Below are 13,222 nucleotides of genomic sequence, written 5' to 3'. Positions count from 1 at the left end.
TTTCTCCTCCGATGCCGGGATTTGGATGACGAAGACTGTCTGCAATCGGAGGGAACTTCAAGAGTTTGTTGCCCAGGTGAAACAGTTTGTTGCCGTTTTCGGCTGGAAAAATCGCTTGCCGATGGCCTAAAACCGACGGGGGCCCAAATCGCTGGGCAGGTTTGGAATTACAAGGAGCTCAGCGTGGAAGATCTCAGCCTACTCTCAATTGGCCTGCTGGCCCTTGCCCTTCTGGCGACAGGCGTTGTGGCTGGAATTATCGCGGGTCTTCTGGGAGTTGGTGGCGGGATCGTCATCGTGCCGGTGCTCTATTACATGTTCACCGCACTCAATATCGATCAGAACGTGTTGATGCATGTCGCTGTCGGAACTTCTCTTGCGACCATTCTTGCCACCGGATCATCCTCGACACTGGCGCATTACAAACGCGGCAGCGTCGATATGGATCTCCTGAAACGCTGGTGGTGGGCAATTGCACTCGGTGTGGTCGTCGGAGCGACCCTGGCCGGCAACATTTCCGGCGGCGCGTTGACCCTTGTCTTCGGCATTGTCGCACTGGCGGTTTCGGCGAACATGATGTTCCGCAAGGATGGGTCCCATCTGGCCGACAAGCTGCCCGGGTCGCCGATAAAGGAACTGCTCGGATTTCTGATCGGGGGAATTTCGGTGATGATGGGCATTGGCGGAGGAACGCTTGGCGTGCCCACGCTGACGCTCTTCAATTATCCGATCCGCAAGGCCGTTGGAACTGCCGCGGCGATCGGTCTGATCATCGCAGTGCCAGGTACATTGCTGTCGCTTTATTTCGGACTTGATGTCGACGGTCGGCCGCCATTCTCGCTTGGATATGTCAATCTGATCGGTTTTATCCTGATCATCCCTGCATCCACATATTCTGCACCGCTCGGGGCCAAGATAGCCCACTCGATCGACCCTTCCAAACTGAAGCTGATCTTCGCTTTGTTTCTCGGGTTTACGGGGCTGCGCATGATCTATGATGTCGCCGGTCTGTACTTTTAGCAGCGTCGCTGATGGGTGAATCAAAAGGTTTTATTGGTCCTTGGGGGCATTATCGGGGATAGTGGCTTTCTTTTCCGGGCAGATTTCTGTCCTCGAACCCTTGGAAAATCATGCTGGACAAAAATGTCTCCCTCAGCCTGAAGGGCTGTGCGCAAGGCGTCTTGATGTGCGTTCCGGTACTGCCGGGAGTGATTGCGCTCGGAGCGGTTTTTGGAACCGTGGCTGCGCAAAAAGGACTGACCTTTCTTGAAACGGTCCTGATGAATTCGCTGGTTTTTGCTGGAGCCAGTCAGTTTGTTGCCATGGAAATTTATAACGAGCCGCTGAACTGGGGCATCTTGATCGCGATGGTCGGGGTAACGGGCGCGGTCAACATGCGCATGCTCCTGATCGGTGCCAGCCTCAGGCCCTGGCTTGGTCCGGTGCCCGGTTATCAGACCTATCCGGCTCTTTTCTTTCTGACTGATCTCAACTGGCTTCTGGCTCTTTCGCAATACAACAAAGGCATGCGGGACTGGGGGATCTATCTCGGCAGCGGCGTCTTCGTATGGGCGGTCTGGTCGGTTTCGGTCATTCCGGGCTATTTTGCCGGAAGTCTGATTTCCGACCCGAAAACCTTCGGCCTGGATGTTGTACTGCCAGCGTTCTTCGCAGCCCTGCTCGTCCCCCTCTGGAAAGGCAAACGCCAGACGGTCAGCTGGTTGGTCGCAGGTGGTGTTGCCACGGTGACGTGGCTCCTCGTCGGTGGTTATTGGAGTATTTTCACAGGTGCCATCGCCGGCGCAATCGCCGGAGCTTATCTCGATGATTGACGGAGCTTTTTCGGCCGACAGCATGTTTTTATTCGTCGTGCTCGGCATGACCGCCGTGACCTATGCGCTCAGAGCCGGAGGCTACTGGGTCATGGGTCGCGTACCCATCACGCCGAAGATGCGCCGGGGACTGGAAGCGCTGCCGGGCGCGATCATAGTCTCGACCATTCTGCCGATCATTCTTCAAGGGGGTCTGGCCGTGGGGCTCTGCCTCATCGTGGCAGCCGCAGCGCAGATCAGGCTGAAAAAGGAATATATTGCTGTCTTTTTTGCCGCTGCCGCGGCAGCCGGCCTCAGAGTGGTGGGGCTTTAGTCCGACTATTGCAGTCTGTCTTATGAAGCTATGTCAGAGGTCGAATTCAGATGGGCCTGTGCATTGTGCAATGTCTGCTCCCTGTTGCCTCCGGCATCGATTTCGGTCCACGTCATTTTGCCCAGTTCGTAACCAAGCTGCGCGTCGACGACATCCACGGTTGCGTCTGAAGCGTCTCCCGCCCGTGCAGCGACGCGTTCCTTGAGCGTCTCGGCCGGTGCTGAAAGCCAAAGTCCGGAAAAATCCGCTTCCACTCTGCTGGCAATGTTCGCGATTTTTATTCGCTCGCTTTCCGCCGCAAAGACTGCGTCGAACACTGCCGAATGCCCTGCGGCCAGAACGTTCTGGATCATGTCGTCTAGTGCCTGATAGACCCTTGTCGACGCTTCCAGCGTGTAGGCCTCCGGTGGAGCTTTTTCCGCCTCGGCAATATCCAGCAGTCGCTTTCGCATGACGTCGGTGCGCAGGACGCGCGCGCCCGGTGCGCGTCCGGCATCCGGCGCCAAAGAATAGGCAAGGGTGGTTTTGCCTGTACCTGAAAGTCCGCCGATTGCCAGCAGTTGAGGTGTTGAGGGTTCCAGAAAGGCGATCGCGTATCGAAAATAGGTTTTGGCCTGCTCCTGGTGGGCAAGCCGCAGGGCCGGATCGGTTTGCGCAAGAGCAGTGCTTGCGGCGATTTTGGATCGGATGGCGGCGCGCATCATGAGATAGAAGGGCAGCGCCGCCAAACCTTCGGCATGATCATCAAGCTGGCTCTGATCAAGATAGCGGTTGAAGACCCGGTTTGCGGATCTTCGCTGCCCCCGTTCCCAAAGATCCATCAGCAGAAAGGCAAGATCGTAAAGAACGTCACCTGTTGCAATGGCGTCGGAAAACTCGACGGCGTCAAACAGGACAGGTCTGTTTTCGATCATGACGATGTTGCGCAAATGCGCATCTCCATGACACCTCCGTACCAGTCCGCGTTTCCCACGGCTGAGGATCAGGTCACGAAGAAACTGCAAAACGGTACGGGAAAGTTCCGTAAGGTGCCGCACGTCATCGGCTGGAAAGAGTTCGGGATGCTCGTGAAAGGCCTCGTCATTTTGTTCCACATAAGAAGCCAGTTCTTCAAAGAACCCCTGACCGCTGCGCACGGGCGCCTCGTCATGCGCTGCCACCATCATTTCGGCCAGTTGCTCAGACAAGTTGTCTTCGAATTGCTTTTCCGCAGCGAGCGTGTCCAGTTCGTTCCGATGATCGAAACGGTTCATTTCGACCACCCACTCTACCGGTTCTCCGGATCCTGAAAGCGCCAAATGCCCGTCGCTTTCCAGTGTAACCGGCAAGGCTCTTCGGTAAATTTGAGGCGCGTTTGACTTGTTGAAGGTGATCTCGGCGTTACAGGCTTCCGCACGAAGTGCCAAAGTGGAATAATCCAGAAAAGGATAGCGGATTGACCGCTTGACCTTGAAGGCCTTGCTGCCCACCAGGAAAATGACATTGGCGTGGGTGCTTATCTGTTCGACTTCGGGACGGGCGGGGTCGTCGGAAGGCAGGCCTTTCAAAAACTCGAAAACGTCATTCTGCGTTGGGGCGTGGTTCATGTCTCGTCCTTTTACTGACGTCTTTTCGAGTTTGCCTCAATGGCATGTAAGCCGGATTGATCCTGCTCAATGAGCAGTGTCAGCGATGTGGCACAGATTAGGTGAATTGTCAGCAAAGGAGGGCTCCATGAGCGACTTTCCGGTTTTAAAGAAGATCAGGTTAAACCTGGCGCGGACCAAGGAGTATCCGCAAGGCTCAGCGAGGCATGGATACGAGTTTACGGCACCGCTCGACGACACCGGTCATATTGACGCCGGCCTTTGGAAAAAGACCAGGGATCAATGCCGTGTGCGCAGATTCTGGGGCAGCGAGGAAGAGGAAGTTGGTCATCTGATTCATCGTCCGGGCGGCTCCTGGGCCTTTCACTATGACATTGACGGCGATGATGACGACGAAGCCGGATATCGCTTTGGTGCCCATGCCTTCAGCCCTGGGGAATACGTATCAATCAAGGATGAAGACGGCGAATTGCACACATTCCAGGTGGTGACCGTTCAGTCTGTGTGACGTCGGAATGCTTGGGAAGCGGAATTGAACGCGTGGAAACCCGCGTTTTTCTGTCTGTGACCCGGTTGTTTGGATGAGTTTCTTCCAAAATGGAATGAAGTCATTGCAAATTAATCTGGTTTCAGGTTCTGCCCCGCTGTTCTTTCATACGCTATAGAATGAACAGTGGAATTGTTAAGATCAGGAAGCGGGACATGGACCAGAAAACCGGCGGTGAATTGTTGGTGGAGGCACTGGAACGCCATGGCGCGGACCGCGTCTTTTGCGTGCCGGGGGAAAGCTACCTTGCGGTTCTGGATGCGTTGCATGATGCTTCCATTCCCATAACCGTTTGCCGTCAGGAAGGCGGTGCTGCCATGATGGCCGATGCCCATGGCAAGCTGACGGGCAAACCGGGGATCTGCATGGTGACACGAGGCCCCGGGGCCACCAACGCCTCCGCCGGTGTTCATGTGGCGGCGCAGGATTCCACACCCATGATCCTCTTCATCGGCCAGATCGAGCGCGCCATGCGCGAGCGGGAAGCCTTCCAGGAGGTCGATTACCGACAGATGTTTGGCGGCATTGCCAAATGGGTGGCCGAGATCGACCAGGCCGACCGGGTTCCGGAGTTCATTTCAAGAGCTTATCACGTGGCGACCTCCGGGCGTCCGGGACCGGTTGTTCTGGCCCTTCCGGAAGACATGCTGGTGGAAAGCGCCTCCGTATCTCAGCCTCCGGCCTGGCAACAGTTGGAGACCCATCCCGGTCTCACCCAGATGGCGGACCTGCAAAAACGCCTTTGGTCTGCCGAGCGACCGATTGCCATACTGGGCGGCAGCCGCTGGTCTGAAGATGCGGTTGCGGCCTTTACCCGCTTTGCCGAGCGTTTCGACCTGCCGGTCGCCTGTTCTTTCCGCCGGCAGATGCTGTTCGACAACCTTCATACAAATTATGCAGGCGACGTCGGGATAGGAATCAATCCGAAACTGCTGGAGCGGATCAAGGCTTCCGATCTTGTTCTGCTGGTCGGCGGAAGACTGTCCGAGATGCCGAGCCAGTCCTATTCGCTCCTGGATATTCCGACACCGCAGCAGCAGCTTGTGCATATTCACGCAGACGCTGAGGAACTTGGTCGTGTTTACCGTCCTGCATTGGCCATCCATGCAAGTCCGACGGCTTTCTGCAAGGCAGCCGAGGGCCTGCAGCCACCGAATGAAATAAAGGGTGCTGGTGAAGCTGAAAGGGCGCATCGGGACTATCTGGACTGGTCCGGTGCCCGTCCTGAAATTCCAGGTGCCCTGCAGATGTCCGGGGTCATGGACTGGCTTGAGGACAACCTGCCGGAAGATGCGATCTGCACCAATGGCGCCGGCAATTACGCAACCTGGCTGCATCGTTTTCACCGGTTCCGCCGTTACGGAACGCAAGCGGCTCCGACTTCGGGGTCCATGGGTTATGGATTGCCGGCTGCGGTTGCGGCAAAACTTGCGTTTCCGGATCGTGAAGTCGTGTGTTTTGCCGGTGACGGCTGCCTGCAGATGACCATGCAGGAATTCGGAACCGCGTGCCAGGATCATGCCAATATCATTGTTCTGGCAATTGACAATGGCATGTACGGCACGATCCGAATGCACCAGGAGCGCACCTATCCGGGACGACCGTCTGCAACAAAACTCGTCAATCCCGATTTCACCGCGCTTGCCCGCAGCTATGGCGCGTTTGGGGAAACTGTCGAGACAACGGAAGAATTCGGCCCGGCTTTCGAACGTGCCCGGGCATCCGGGTTGCCGGCAATCCTCCACCTGAAGCTGGACCCCGAAGCAATTACGCCAGCCAGGTCCCTGAGTGAGATCCGAGCGGCAGCGGAGGCGAAGCATCCTTAGCAATATCCGTTGAGCAAAGTGTCCTCGAAAAGGGCGGCAGTCAGTTCCTGCGATCCAGCAATGGCGTCTCGTCCCGGCGCAGGGTCAAAACCTCGACGCCCTTTTTCGTTACCGCGACCGTGTGTTCGAATTGAGCGGAGAGTTTCCGATCATTTGTCACGACCATCCAGCCGTCGCTTTCTGTCGAGACCTTGCGGGTCCCCTGATTGATCATCGGTTCGATCGTGAAGACCATGCCCTCGCGCAGCTTCATTCCGGTTCCCCGCCGCCCGAAATTCAGCACTTGCGGTTCTTCGTGCATTTCGCGGCCAATACCATGCCCGCAATATTCCCGCACGACGGTGCAGCCATTCTTCTTCGCGTGCCTTTCGATCGCGAAGCCGATGTCCCCCAGACGAGCACCCGGCCGCACCTGGCTGATTCCCTTCCACATCGCCTTTTGTGCGACCCGCACGAGCCGTCTGGCGGCGGGCGTGGCATTGCCAATCACATAGGTTTTGCTTGAATCGGCGATGTAACCATCTTTCTCCAGCGTGATGTCGAGGTTGATGATGTCGCCGTCGCAAATGATTTCGTGCCGATTGGGAACACCGTGACAGACAACATGATTGATCGAGCAGTTCAGGACATATTCGAAACCGTATTGACCTTTGCTTGCCGGGCGGGCGCTAAGGTCTTTGGTGATGAAACGGTCAACAAGGTCATTGACCTCCAGGGTCGACATTCCAGCAAGATCTTGCTGATCCAGCATTTCGAAGACGGATGCCAGAAGTCGACCCGATTTGCGAAGGAGTGCCAGTTCGTCCGGTGTCTTGACCATGTCAGGCGACTGCTGCATCCGAGGAGGGCAGATTGGCCGCCTTCAGCTGCATCTTTACGATATCTGTGAAAGACATGGTTGGATTGGACTCGGCCAGCATGCCGATTTTCATCCAGAACTCGGCCTGCGCATTAATCGACCGGCACATGACCGAGCTGGCCCGACGAACTTCTTCATGAAGGTCCTCATCGATCTTGACGATACCCATGGACGTCTCCCATAACTGAATGAATATACGAATCATATATGTTTCGTATATCCGATTCAATCCAAATTCGGAACTTTCCGGGAAACGCTCGAGCTAGTCGCTTCTCAGTTTGCTTTCATCGATGCTGAGAGACACGACAAGCCCAATCACTGAGACGACCAGCGCGAACCAGAAGGCCGCGTGTAGCCCTGCTGCAAAGGATTGCTGCACAGCCTTTGAAATTGTTTCCGCTTCGCTGCTGCTGACCCGGCCGAGGATGGCCTTGATCGCCGGATCTTCCAGTGTTCCGGCCGCCAGAAGACGTGCATCGGCCGCAGGAAGAGAAAGTTTGGCAGCGGCAAGTGTGCTTGTGACTTTGGCGACGGCCGCGGAAAACATCAGTGCTGTAGCGGACGCGATGCCGATTGCACCCAACCCAAGGTGAAACATGAACGAGAGGCCGCCTGCGAGGCCGGCACGCTTTGCACCGACCGCATCAACCGCGGCGGTGCCAGCCGGCCCGAATGCAAGACCGCCACCAAGCGCTACCAGGATCATGAAGGGAACAAGTCCCACGTAGCCCCAGGTTTCGTCGATGAAAAGCATCAGGATACAGCTCACAACGAGAAGGGCGTGCCCGGCGGCCAACAGTTTGCGCGGGCCGACGGTATTATAAAATTTGCCGACAGCCAGGTTCATGGCCGCAACGGTGATTGCAAGCGGCAGCATGCCGATGGCGCTCCAGAAAACGGACCAGCCGAAAACTTTCTGCATGTATTGTGGCAGGTACAATAGGCAGAGAAACAGAACGATGGCGGGCAAACCATTGAGGGCCAGGGTTCTGACGAATTGGTGATTGCGCATCATCGGCAAGGGCACCATGGGATCCTTGACCTTGCTTTCGATCAGCGGAAACAGTGCGAAGAAGACGATTGCACCGCCAAAGAGCACTATCGTGATCGGGCTGATCCAGCCGTAATCCGCGCCAACATCCAATCCGAACAGCAGGCAGAATACGGCGATGGCCAATATAGCCATGCCGAGGAGGTCCACTTTTTCATCGCTGGCATGCTCCGTTTCCCGAGCGACCAGGCGATACATCAGCACCGCCGAAACTACGGCAAAAACAGCGTTGAATATGAAGAATCCACGCCAATCCCCCAACCCCGCAAGCGTACCTGCAATGAAAGGTGCCAGCACGTTGCCGCTCGCAACTGCCCCCAAAAGGATGCCGATGGCCGTACCGCGCTCATCTTCGTCCACTGAGGTCGCAGCCAGCGCAACCAGGCAAGGCCAGATAAAAGACGTTCCGATGCCTTGCAAGGCTCTGGAGACGATCAGGAAGGTTATGTTTGGGGACAGGATGCAGCCAATGGAGGCGACGCCGAAAATGGCAAGTCCGTAAAGGACATACTGACGATGACCGAAAAGGTCGCCAAGTCGTCCTCCTGCAACCAGGCACATGGAGAAGGTCAGGGCATAGGCATTAAGGACCCATTGGGTTGTCGTGATGTCTACGGAAAACTCGCGTTCGATCGGGGTCACCAGCAGCATCGCCCCTGTGAAATCAGTGCCGATGACAAATGCGGTGATTGAAATCGCTGTGAGAACCCGTTTCGCCTTACCGTCCATTCGCCCCTCCTGTTACGGATGTCAGGGTAGCCTAAGGCAGATTCCAACGTCAGAACAACAGGGAAAAGAAGTTTAATCTAAAAGGTTTAGGCGTTGACCTCCTCTTCCGGTAATCCGGCAACAGGAAGAGTTACGAGTGCGATGCCCGGATCTTCCGGTGAGGTTCCGATGGTGAAGCCCAGCGCCTGGCACATGGAAATCATCGAAGTGTTTTCCTTTAAGACCTCTCCTTTGATGACCTCTATGCCATCGGCTTTGGCATACCGGATGATGAGTTTCATCAGGGCCCAACCCAGACCTGTTCCCTTGAGATCGGAGCGGACCATGACAGCATACTCACCGGTTTGATGGTCCGGATCCGCACGACACCGATCAGACTGCCGTCTTTCGGGTCTTCGGCAGCAAAGGCGATGGCCCTTGCATAGTCGAGTTGTGTCAGTCGGGCGAGAAACCGGTGACTGAAGTCCCGGACGGGCGCAAAGAAGCGCAGCCTCAAGTCTTCCGGCGTGATGGCTTCAAAGAATGTTTTGAACAGATCTTCATCTTCCGGCCGCACGGGGCGCACGAAGACTTCCTGGCCGCTTTTCAAAGTCAGTGTCTGTTCCCATTCCTGCGGGTAGGGTGTGATGGCAAGGCGTGAACCACCGGTTCGGCCCGGTCGTTTTTCGGGGTGACACAATGTCATTCGGGCGTCGAGCCCGATCAATCCGGAGGGTAGTGCAACAATTGGATTGATATCGAGTTCCAGGATTTCCGGAATGTCGATGGTTATCTGTGAAAGTTTGACCAGGGCTTCGGCGATGGCGTTCTTGTCGAGACGAGGACGTGACGGGCCACCATCCAGCAACCTGGATATGCGTGTGCGCCTGATCTGAGCTTCGGCCAGGTTGAGATCGAGCGGTGGCAGTTCCAGAGCGAAGTCATCGCTTTCTTCAATCGATGTTCCACCATGACCGAAAACGAGAACCGGCCCGAAATCCGGCGTGTCTGCCAGTCCCATGTAAAGTTCCAACCCGTGCCGGTCTTCCAACATGGGGTGAATGGAAATCCCCGTAATTCTGGCCTCCGGATAGTTGGTTCGGGTATTTGCAATCAGTTCTTCAGCAGCAATGCGGACAGCGTCCGGGTTTTCAAGCCCCAGTCGCACCCCGTCGATTTGGGATTTGAAAGGAAGGTCCGGTGAAACCAGTTTGGCGACGCAGTGCTTTGAGCTTTCAAAGAAACGCTCAGATAGCCTTGCTGCTTCTTCAGCCGTTTCAGCCATTTCGGTGGCCATGATCGGCAAATCATAAGCTTCCAGAACCTTACAGACATCACCGGGGCTCAACCAGCCGTGTCCTTCCTGCAATGCCTGTTCCACGATCCCGCGCGCCCGGGCGACATCCGGCGAAAAGGTTGTCGGCAGGCTGGGAGGGGCAGCCATCAGGAATTCGCGTGCCTGGGCGTCATGTGCCAGATGCATCAGGCTGCGGGCGGCTTCCGCCGGGCTGGTGTAATTGGGAATTTTGGCCGCGGAAAGTTCGGCCCTGATCACACCGTCTCCACCGATGAGGCCGGCCACGAGAGCCTTGCGCCGTCCTGTACGCCGTCGGTCGGCTTGAGCTGCCCTGGAAATCGCATCCGCGATTGTTTTTAGCGGCTGAAAGGCACTTGCTGCCTGCAGCACAACAGCCCCGTCAACACGTGTGTCCTTAAGAACTGTGGTGATTGCCCTCGTGATGTCGTCCGGCGTGACGCTTTCCTTCAGGATGACCGATCCCTTTGCGCCCGGCGTATCATCCAGTCCGGCATAGCTGCGGCTGATATCCGACAAATCATCAAGTGTTTCGGGGCCGAGTTCGGCAAATTCTCCACCAAGATCCATCAACCGGTCGACCGCAAGGCTGGCCAGACTTCGCCCGTTTGCGATCACCGCCAGCCGGTCACAACGGGGGACACGGATATGCGACAGTGTTTCGAGAGCCTCGAACATTTCGTCAAGATCGTAGACGCGGAGCAGGCCGGTTCTGCGGAAAACGGTCTCGTAGACCAGATCCGTCTTTGCAAGTCGTCCAGCATGGGTTTTTCCGGTTCCGCCCGTATCCAGGCTCTTGCCGGAGCGGAGCACGACGACAGGTTTGCTGCGCGCCGCTGCCCGTGCAGCTGAAATGAACTTCCGGGGGAAGGCGATACCTTCCAGATGAAGAACGATTGATCGGGTCCGGTAGTCCTGTGCGAAATAGTCAATCAGGTCGCCGACGTCGACATCGATCCGCGCACCAAGCGAAACGACGGCGGAAAAGCCTGTATTGTGGGTCTTCGCCCAGGAAAGCGTTGAATTGAGCACTGCGCCGGATCGGGAGAAAAACGCAATGTCTCCCCTGGCAGGCCGGTCCGCACTCAATAGGGCGTTCAAATTGCTGGACGGCACGGCAAGCCCGAGACTCCCAGGACCGATCAGTCGCAGGTTTGTCTTTCTGGCCGCCTCCCGACAGGCCTGCATGAGTGGCTCGGGCCAGATCTCATATCCCGGTGAGGGGATGAGCACCGCCCGGGTTCCACCCGCGCCAAGTTTTTCGATCGTTTGCGGCAGGGCTTCTGCTTTGGCGAGATAGATTGCCAGATCCGGCGTCGCCTTTAACTCTTTCAGCGTGCGGACTTTCGTCCCTTTGAAAGGGACAGCCTCTTCGATGCCGACCAGAGTGACATGATGTTCGCTCTCGATGTCCTGCAGGCACACGACCAGTTTGTCGGTCAATACGCCGGCATGCCTGCACGGGCCGAGCACGGCAATTGAATGAGGAGCGAAGAAACCTTCAAGGTTGCGAATGGTCATGTAGGCAGTCCTTTCAAAACAGCCTGACACTGCGCCCGAACACTGAAGCACATATGACAAAAATGCCCGCGGACCAGATGCGCCGGTCCGCGGGCCACATGCATTTGGGCAAACGCCTAGTGCGCCATCAGGACCGGGACCGTCATTGAGTCCAGGATTTCCTTCGTCGCGCCGCCAAACAGGAATTCGCGCATCCGGCTGTGGCCGTATCCACCCATCACCACAAGGTCGTTGCCATTGTCCGAAACGTAGTTCAGCACCGTGTCACCAATTCCCGTTTGCGGATTGGCAACCACGTCCACCGTGACGTTCATGTTGTGGCGGGCAAGATAATTGGCGACTTCGGCACCAGGTTGACCGTTTTCGGTCGTCGTCTTTTTCTCGATCACCAACACGGTGATGTTCTCGGCTTTTTCAAGTATGGGAAGCGCCGAGAGAATCGCCCGTGTCGCGGTGGAGCTGCCGTCCCAGCCGACAAGAACGTTCTGCGGCTGAAATGTCTTGCTGCCGATATAGGGGACCAGGAGCACCGGTACACCGCTTTCAAACAGGATTGTTTCAATCAGCAGCTCGCGCATTGGTTCCGGCTGATCCGGGTTGGATTGCCCGATCACCACGAGGTCAGTCGGGCGGCAGTGAACGAGCACGTTCTCCAGCGGTCCTCCCGTCAGAATTTCCGCCAGCCGGCTTTCGTTGTTGACCGCTGCCAGCCGAGCCAGTTCGTCAAATTCCTTCTTGGCTTCATTCGCAGCCGCGACCGCCTGGTCATGTGCTGCCTGCAGATAGTCGACCGGCATCGGCGCTGCGGCAAATGCGGGCACGACCGGTTCGAAGGAGACAGCCAATCCGGTGACATGGGCATCGTAGTTGCGGCCGAATTCCAGGGCGTATTTCGCAGCAGGTTGGTCCCCTGCAAGATCAAGTACGGTCAGAATATCTTTGATAGGCATTTATCCCTCCTAAGGGCAGCAACAGTGCTTCGAACCAGTTGACGCGGTTGTCGTTTCACAACCATGAAACGCTTCACCTACCGCATTAAAAACGCAGGCAAATTTTATCTCAACATTCAAAACCGGTTCAGCTCGAAATGTCGAGACACCGCCATGCTCAAAATCTACATAACACGCAATGCTGGCGTCCTTGACGCGTATCAATTCAAATCCCCGCAAAAGTCACTGTGCTGGCCGCAGGCGGCAAAATGGGCGATAAGAGACAGTGTTCGGAACCTGATGATGAGAAATAGAGGTCGCTCCGGTTTCCTCGTCTAATGAAACAAGATGATCGAAAAACGCTCCAAACGCTGGCTTTACCTGGCACTGCCACCAATGATTCTGGTAATTGCGGCAATAGTGCTGGTTGAGCTCTTCCTGGATCTGGACGAGGACAGCGTTGACCGGAAGGCTGCTGAACGCCTGACCCTCTACCGTCAGACTATCTTGGGTGAATACCAGAAGTACCGGTATCTGCCTTACATGATCGCAAGAGATCCTCGCGCGACGTCTGCCCTTGGGCTGGGGCAACCTGTCGAGAGCGCAAATCGTTTCCTGCAGGAGATGTCGGAAAATTCCGGAGCCGATCTGCTGTATGTCATGAACGCGGAAGGGACCACACTGGCTGCCAGCAACTGGCAGGACCCCTTGTCCCTCGTCGGACGGAATTACGCT

General features: G+C 56.3%; 12 protein-coding genes and 1 pseudogene. 6 read left to right on the top strand and 7 right to left on the bottom strand.

The features are described 5' to 3' along the window. Positions 1 to 183 precede the first annotated feature (183 nt). From K5905_RS12995 to K5905_RS12985, 3 genes are all read left to right on the top strand, one after another. Positions 184 to 1,020 carry a sulfite exporter TauE/SafE family protein gene (locus K5905_RS12995; RefSeq protein WP_297584484.1) on the top strand — a complete coding sequence of 279 codons (837 nt, stop codon included), beginning with the start codon at positions 184 to 186 and terminating at the stop codon, positions 1,018 to 1,020. Between the two features lie 110 nt (positions 1,021 to 1,130). Next, a complete protein-coding gene (locus tag K5905_RS12990) occupies positions 1,131 to 1,832 on the top strand; it encodes an AzlC family ABC transporter permease (RefSeq protein WP_297584481.1) in 702 nt (233 codons plus the stop codon). Next, the gene (locus K5905_RS12985) at positions 1,825 to 2,145 is read left to right on the top strand and encodes an AzlD family protein (protein ID WP_297584478.1); all 321 of its coding nucleotides are present in this window, start codon (positions 1,825 to 1,827) and stop codon (positions 2,143 to 2,145) included. The genes K5905_RS12990 and K5905_RS12985 overlap by 8 nt, the downstream gene beginning before the upstream one ends. Before the next feature lie 20 nt (positions 2,146 to 2,165). Here the strand turns inward: K5905_RS12985 and K5905_RS12980 are convergent, their stop codons facing one another. Continuing rightward, the gene (locus tag K5905_RS12980; RefSeq protein WP_297584477.1) at positions 2,166 to 3,731 is read right to left on the bottom strand and encodes a bifunctional aminoglycoside phosphotransferase/ATP-binding protein; all 1,566 of its coding nucleotides are present in this window, start codon (positions 3,729 to 3,731) and stop codon (positions 2,166 to 2,168) included. Between the two features lie 127 nt (positions 3,732 to 3,858). On the opposite strand from K5905_RS12980, the gene K5905_RS12975 reads away from it, so the two are divergent. Together K5905_RS12975 and K5905_RS12970 are read left to right on the top strand one after the other, a co-directional pair. Next, positions 3,859 to 4,239 carry a hypothetical protein gene (locus K5905_RS12975; RefSeq protein WP_297584474.1) on the top strand — a complete coding sequence of 127 codons (381 nt, stop codon included), beginning with the start codon at positions 3,859 to 3,861 and terminating at the stop codon, positions 4,237 to 4,239. Positions 4,240 to 4,433: 194 nt separating this feature from the next. After that, positions 4,434 to 6,104, top strand: coding sequence for a thiamine pyrophosphate-binding protein (locus K5905_RS12970; RefSeq protein WP_297584471.1), 1,671 nt, complete (start codon positions 4,434 to 4,436; stop codon positions 6,102 to 6,104). Positions 6,105 to 6,144: 40 nt separating this feature from the next. Here K5905_RS12970 and map read toward each other — a convergent pair whose 3' ends face one another. From map to K5905_RS12940, 6 genes are all read right to left on the bottom strand, one after another. Beyond that, a complete protein-coding gene (map, locus tag K5905_RS12965) occupies positions 6,145 to 6,924 on the bottom strand; it encodes a type I methionyl aminopeptidase (RefSeq protein ID WP_297584468.1) in 780 nt (259 codons plus the stop codon). A gap of 1 nt (position 6,925) precedes the next feature. Then, positions 6,926 to 7,132, bottom strand: a complete 207-nt coding sequence (locus tag K5905_RS12960; RefSeq protein ID WP_297584466.1) for a ParD-like family protein — start codon at positions 7,130 to 7,132, stop codon at positions 6,926 to 6,928. Positions 7,133 to 7,225: 93 nt separating this feature from the next. Continuing rightward, on the bottom strand, positions 7,226 to 8,743 hold the full coding sequence (locus K5905_RS12955; protein WP_297584464.1) for an MFS transporter: 1,518 nt from the start codon (positions 8,741 to 8,743) through the stop codon (positions 7,226 to 7,228). 86 nt (positions 8,744 to 8,829) lie between these two features. Further along, entirely contained in the window at positions 8,830 to 9,069 is a 240-nt protein-coding gene (locus tag K5905_RS12950) for a GNAT family N-acetyltransferase (RefSeq protein ID WP_297584461.1), read from the bottom strand. After that, positions 9,024 to 11,558, bottom strand: coding sequence for an acetate--CoA ligase family protein (locus K5905_RS12945; protein ID WP_297584458.1), 2,535 nt, complete (start codon positions 11,556 to 11,558; stop codon positions 9,024 to 9,026). Before K5905_RS12945 ends, K5905_RS12950 begins: the two co-directional genes overlap by 46 nt. Before the next feature lie 116 nt (positions 11,559 to 11,674). Beyond that, positions 11,675 to 12,508, bottom strand: a complete 834-nt coding sequence (locus K5905_RS12940) for a universal stress protein (protein ID WP_297584455.1) — start codon at positions 12,506 to 12,508, stop codon at positions 11,675 to 11,677. A gap of 327 nt (positions 12,509 to 12,835) precedes the next feature. On the opposite strand from K5905_RS12940, the pseudogene K5905_RS12935 reads away from it, so the two are divergent. Further along, positions 12,836 to 13,222, top strand: a pseudogene (locus K5905_RS12935) (sensor histidine kinase); the annotation flags it as partial.

It is taken from the genome of Roseibium sp. (assembly GCF_025698965.1).
Lineage (GTDB): Bacteria > Pseudomonadota > Alphaproteobacteria > Rhizobiales > Stappiaceae > Roseibium.
This window is presented reverse-complemented; position numbering and strand designations above follow the sequence as displayed.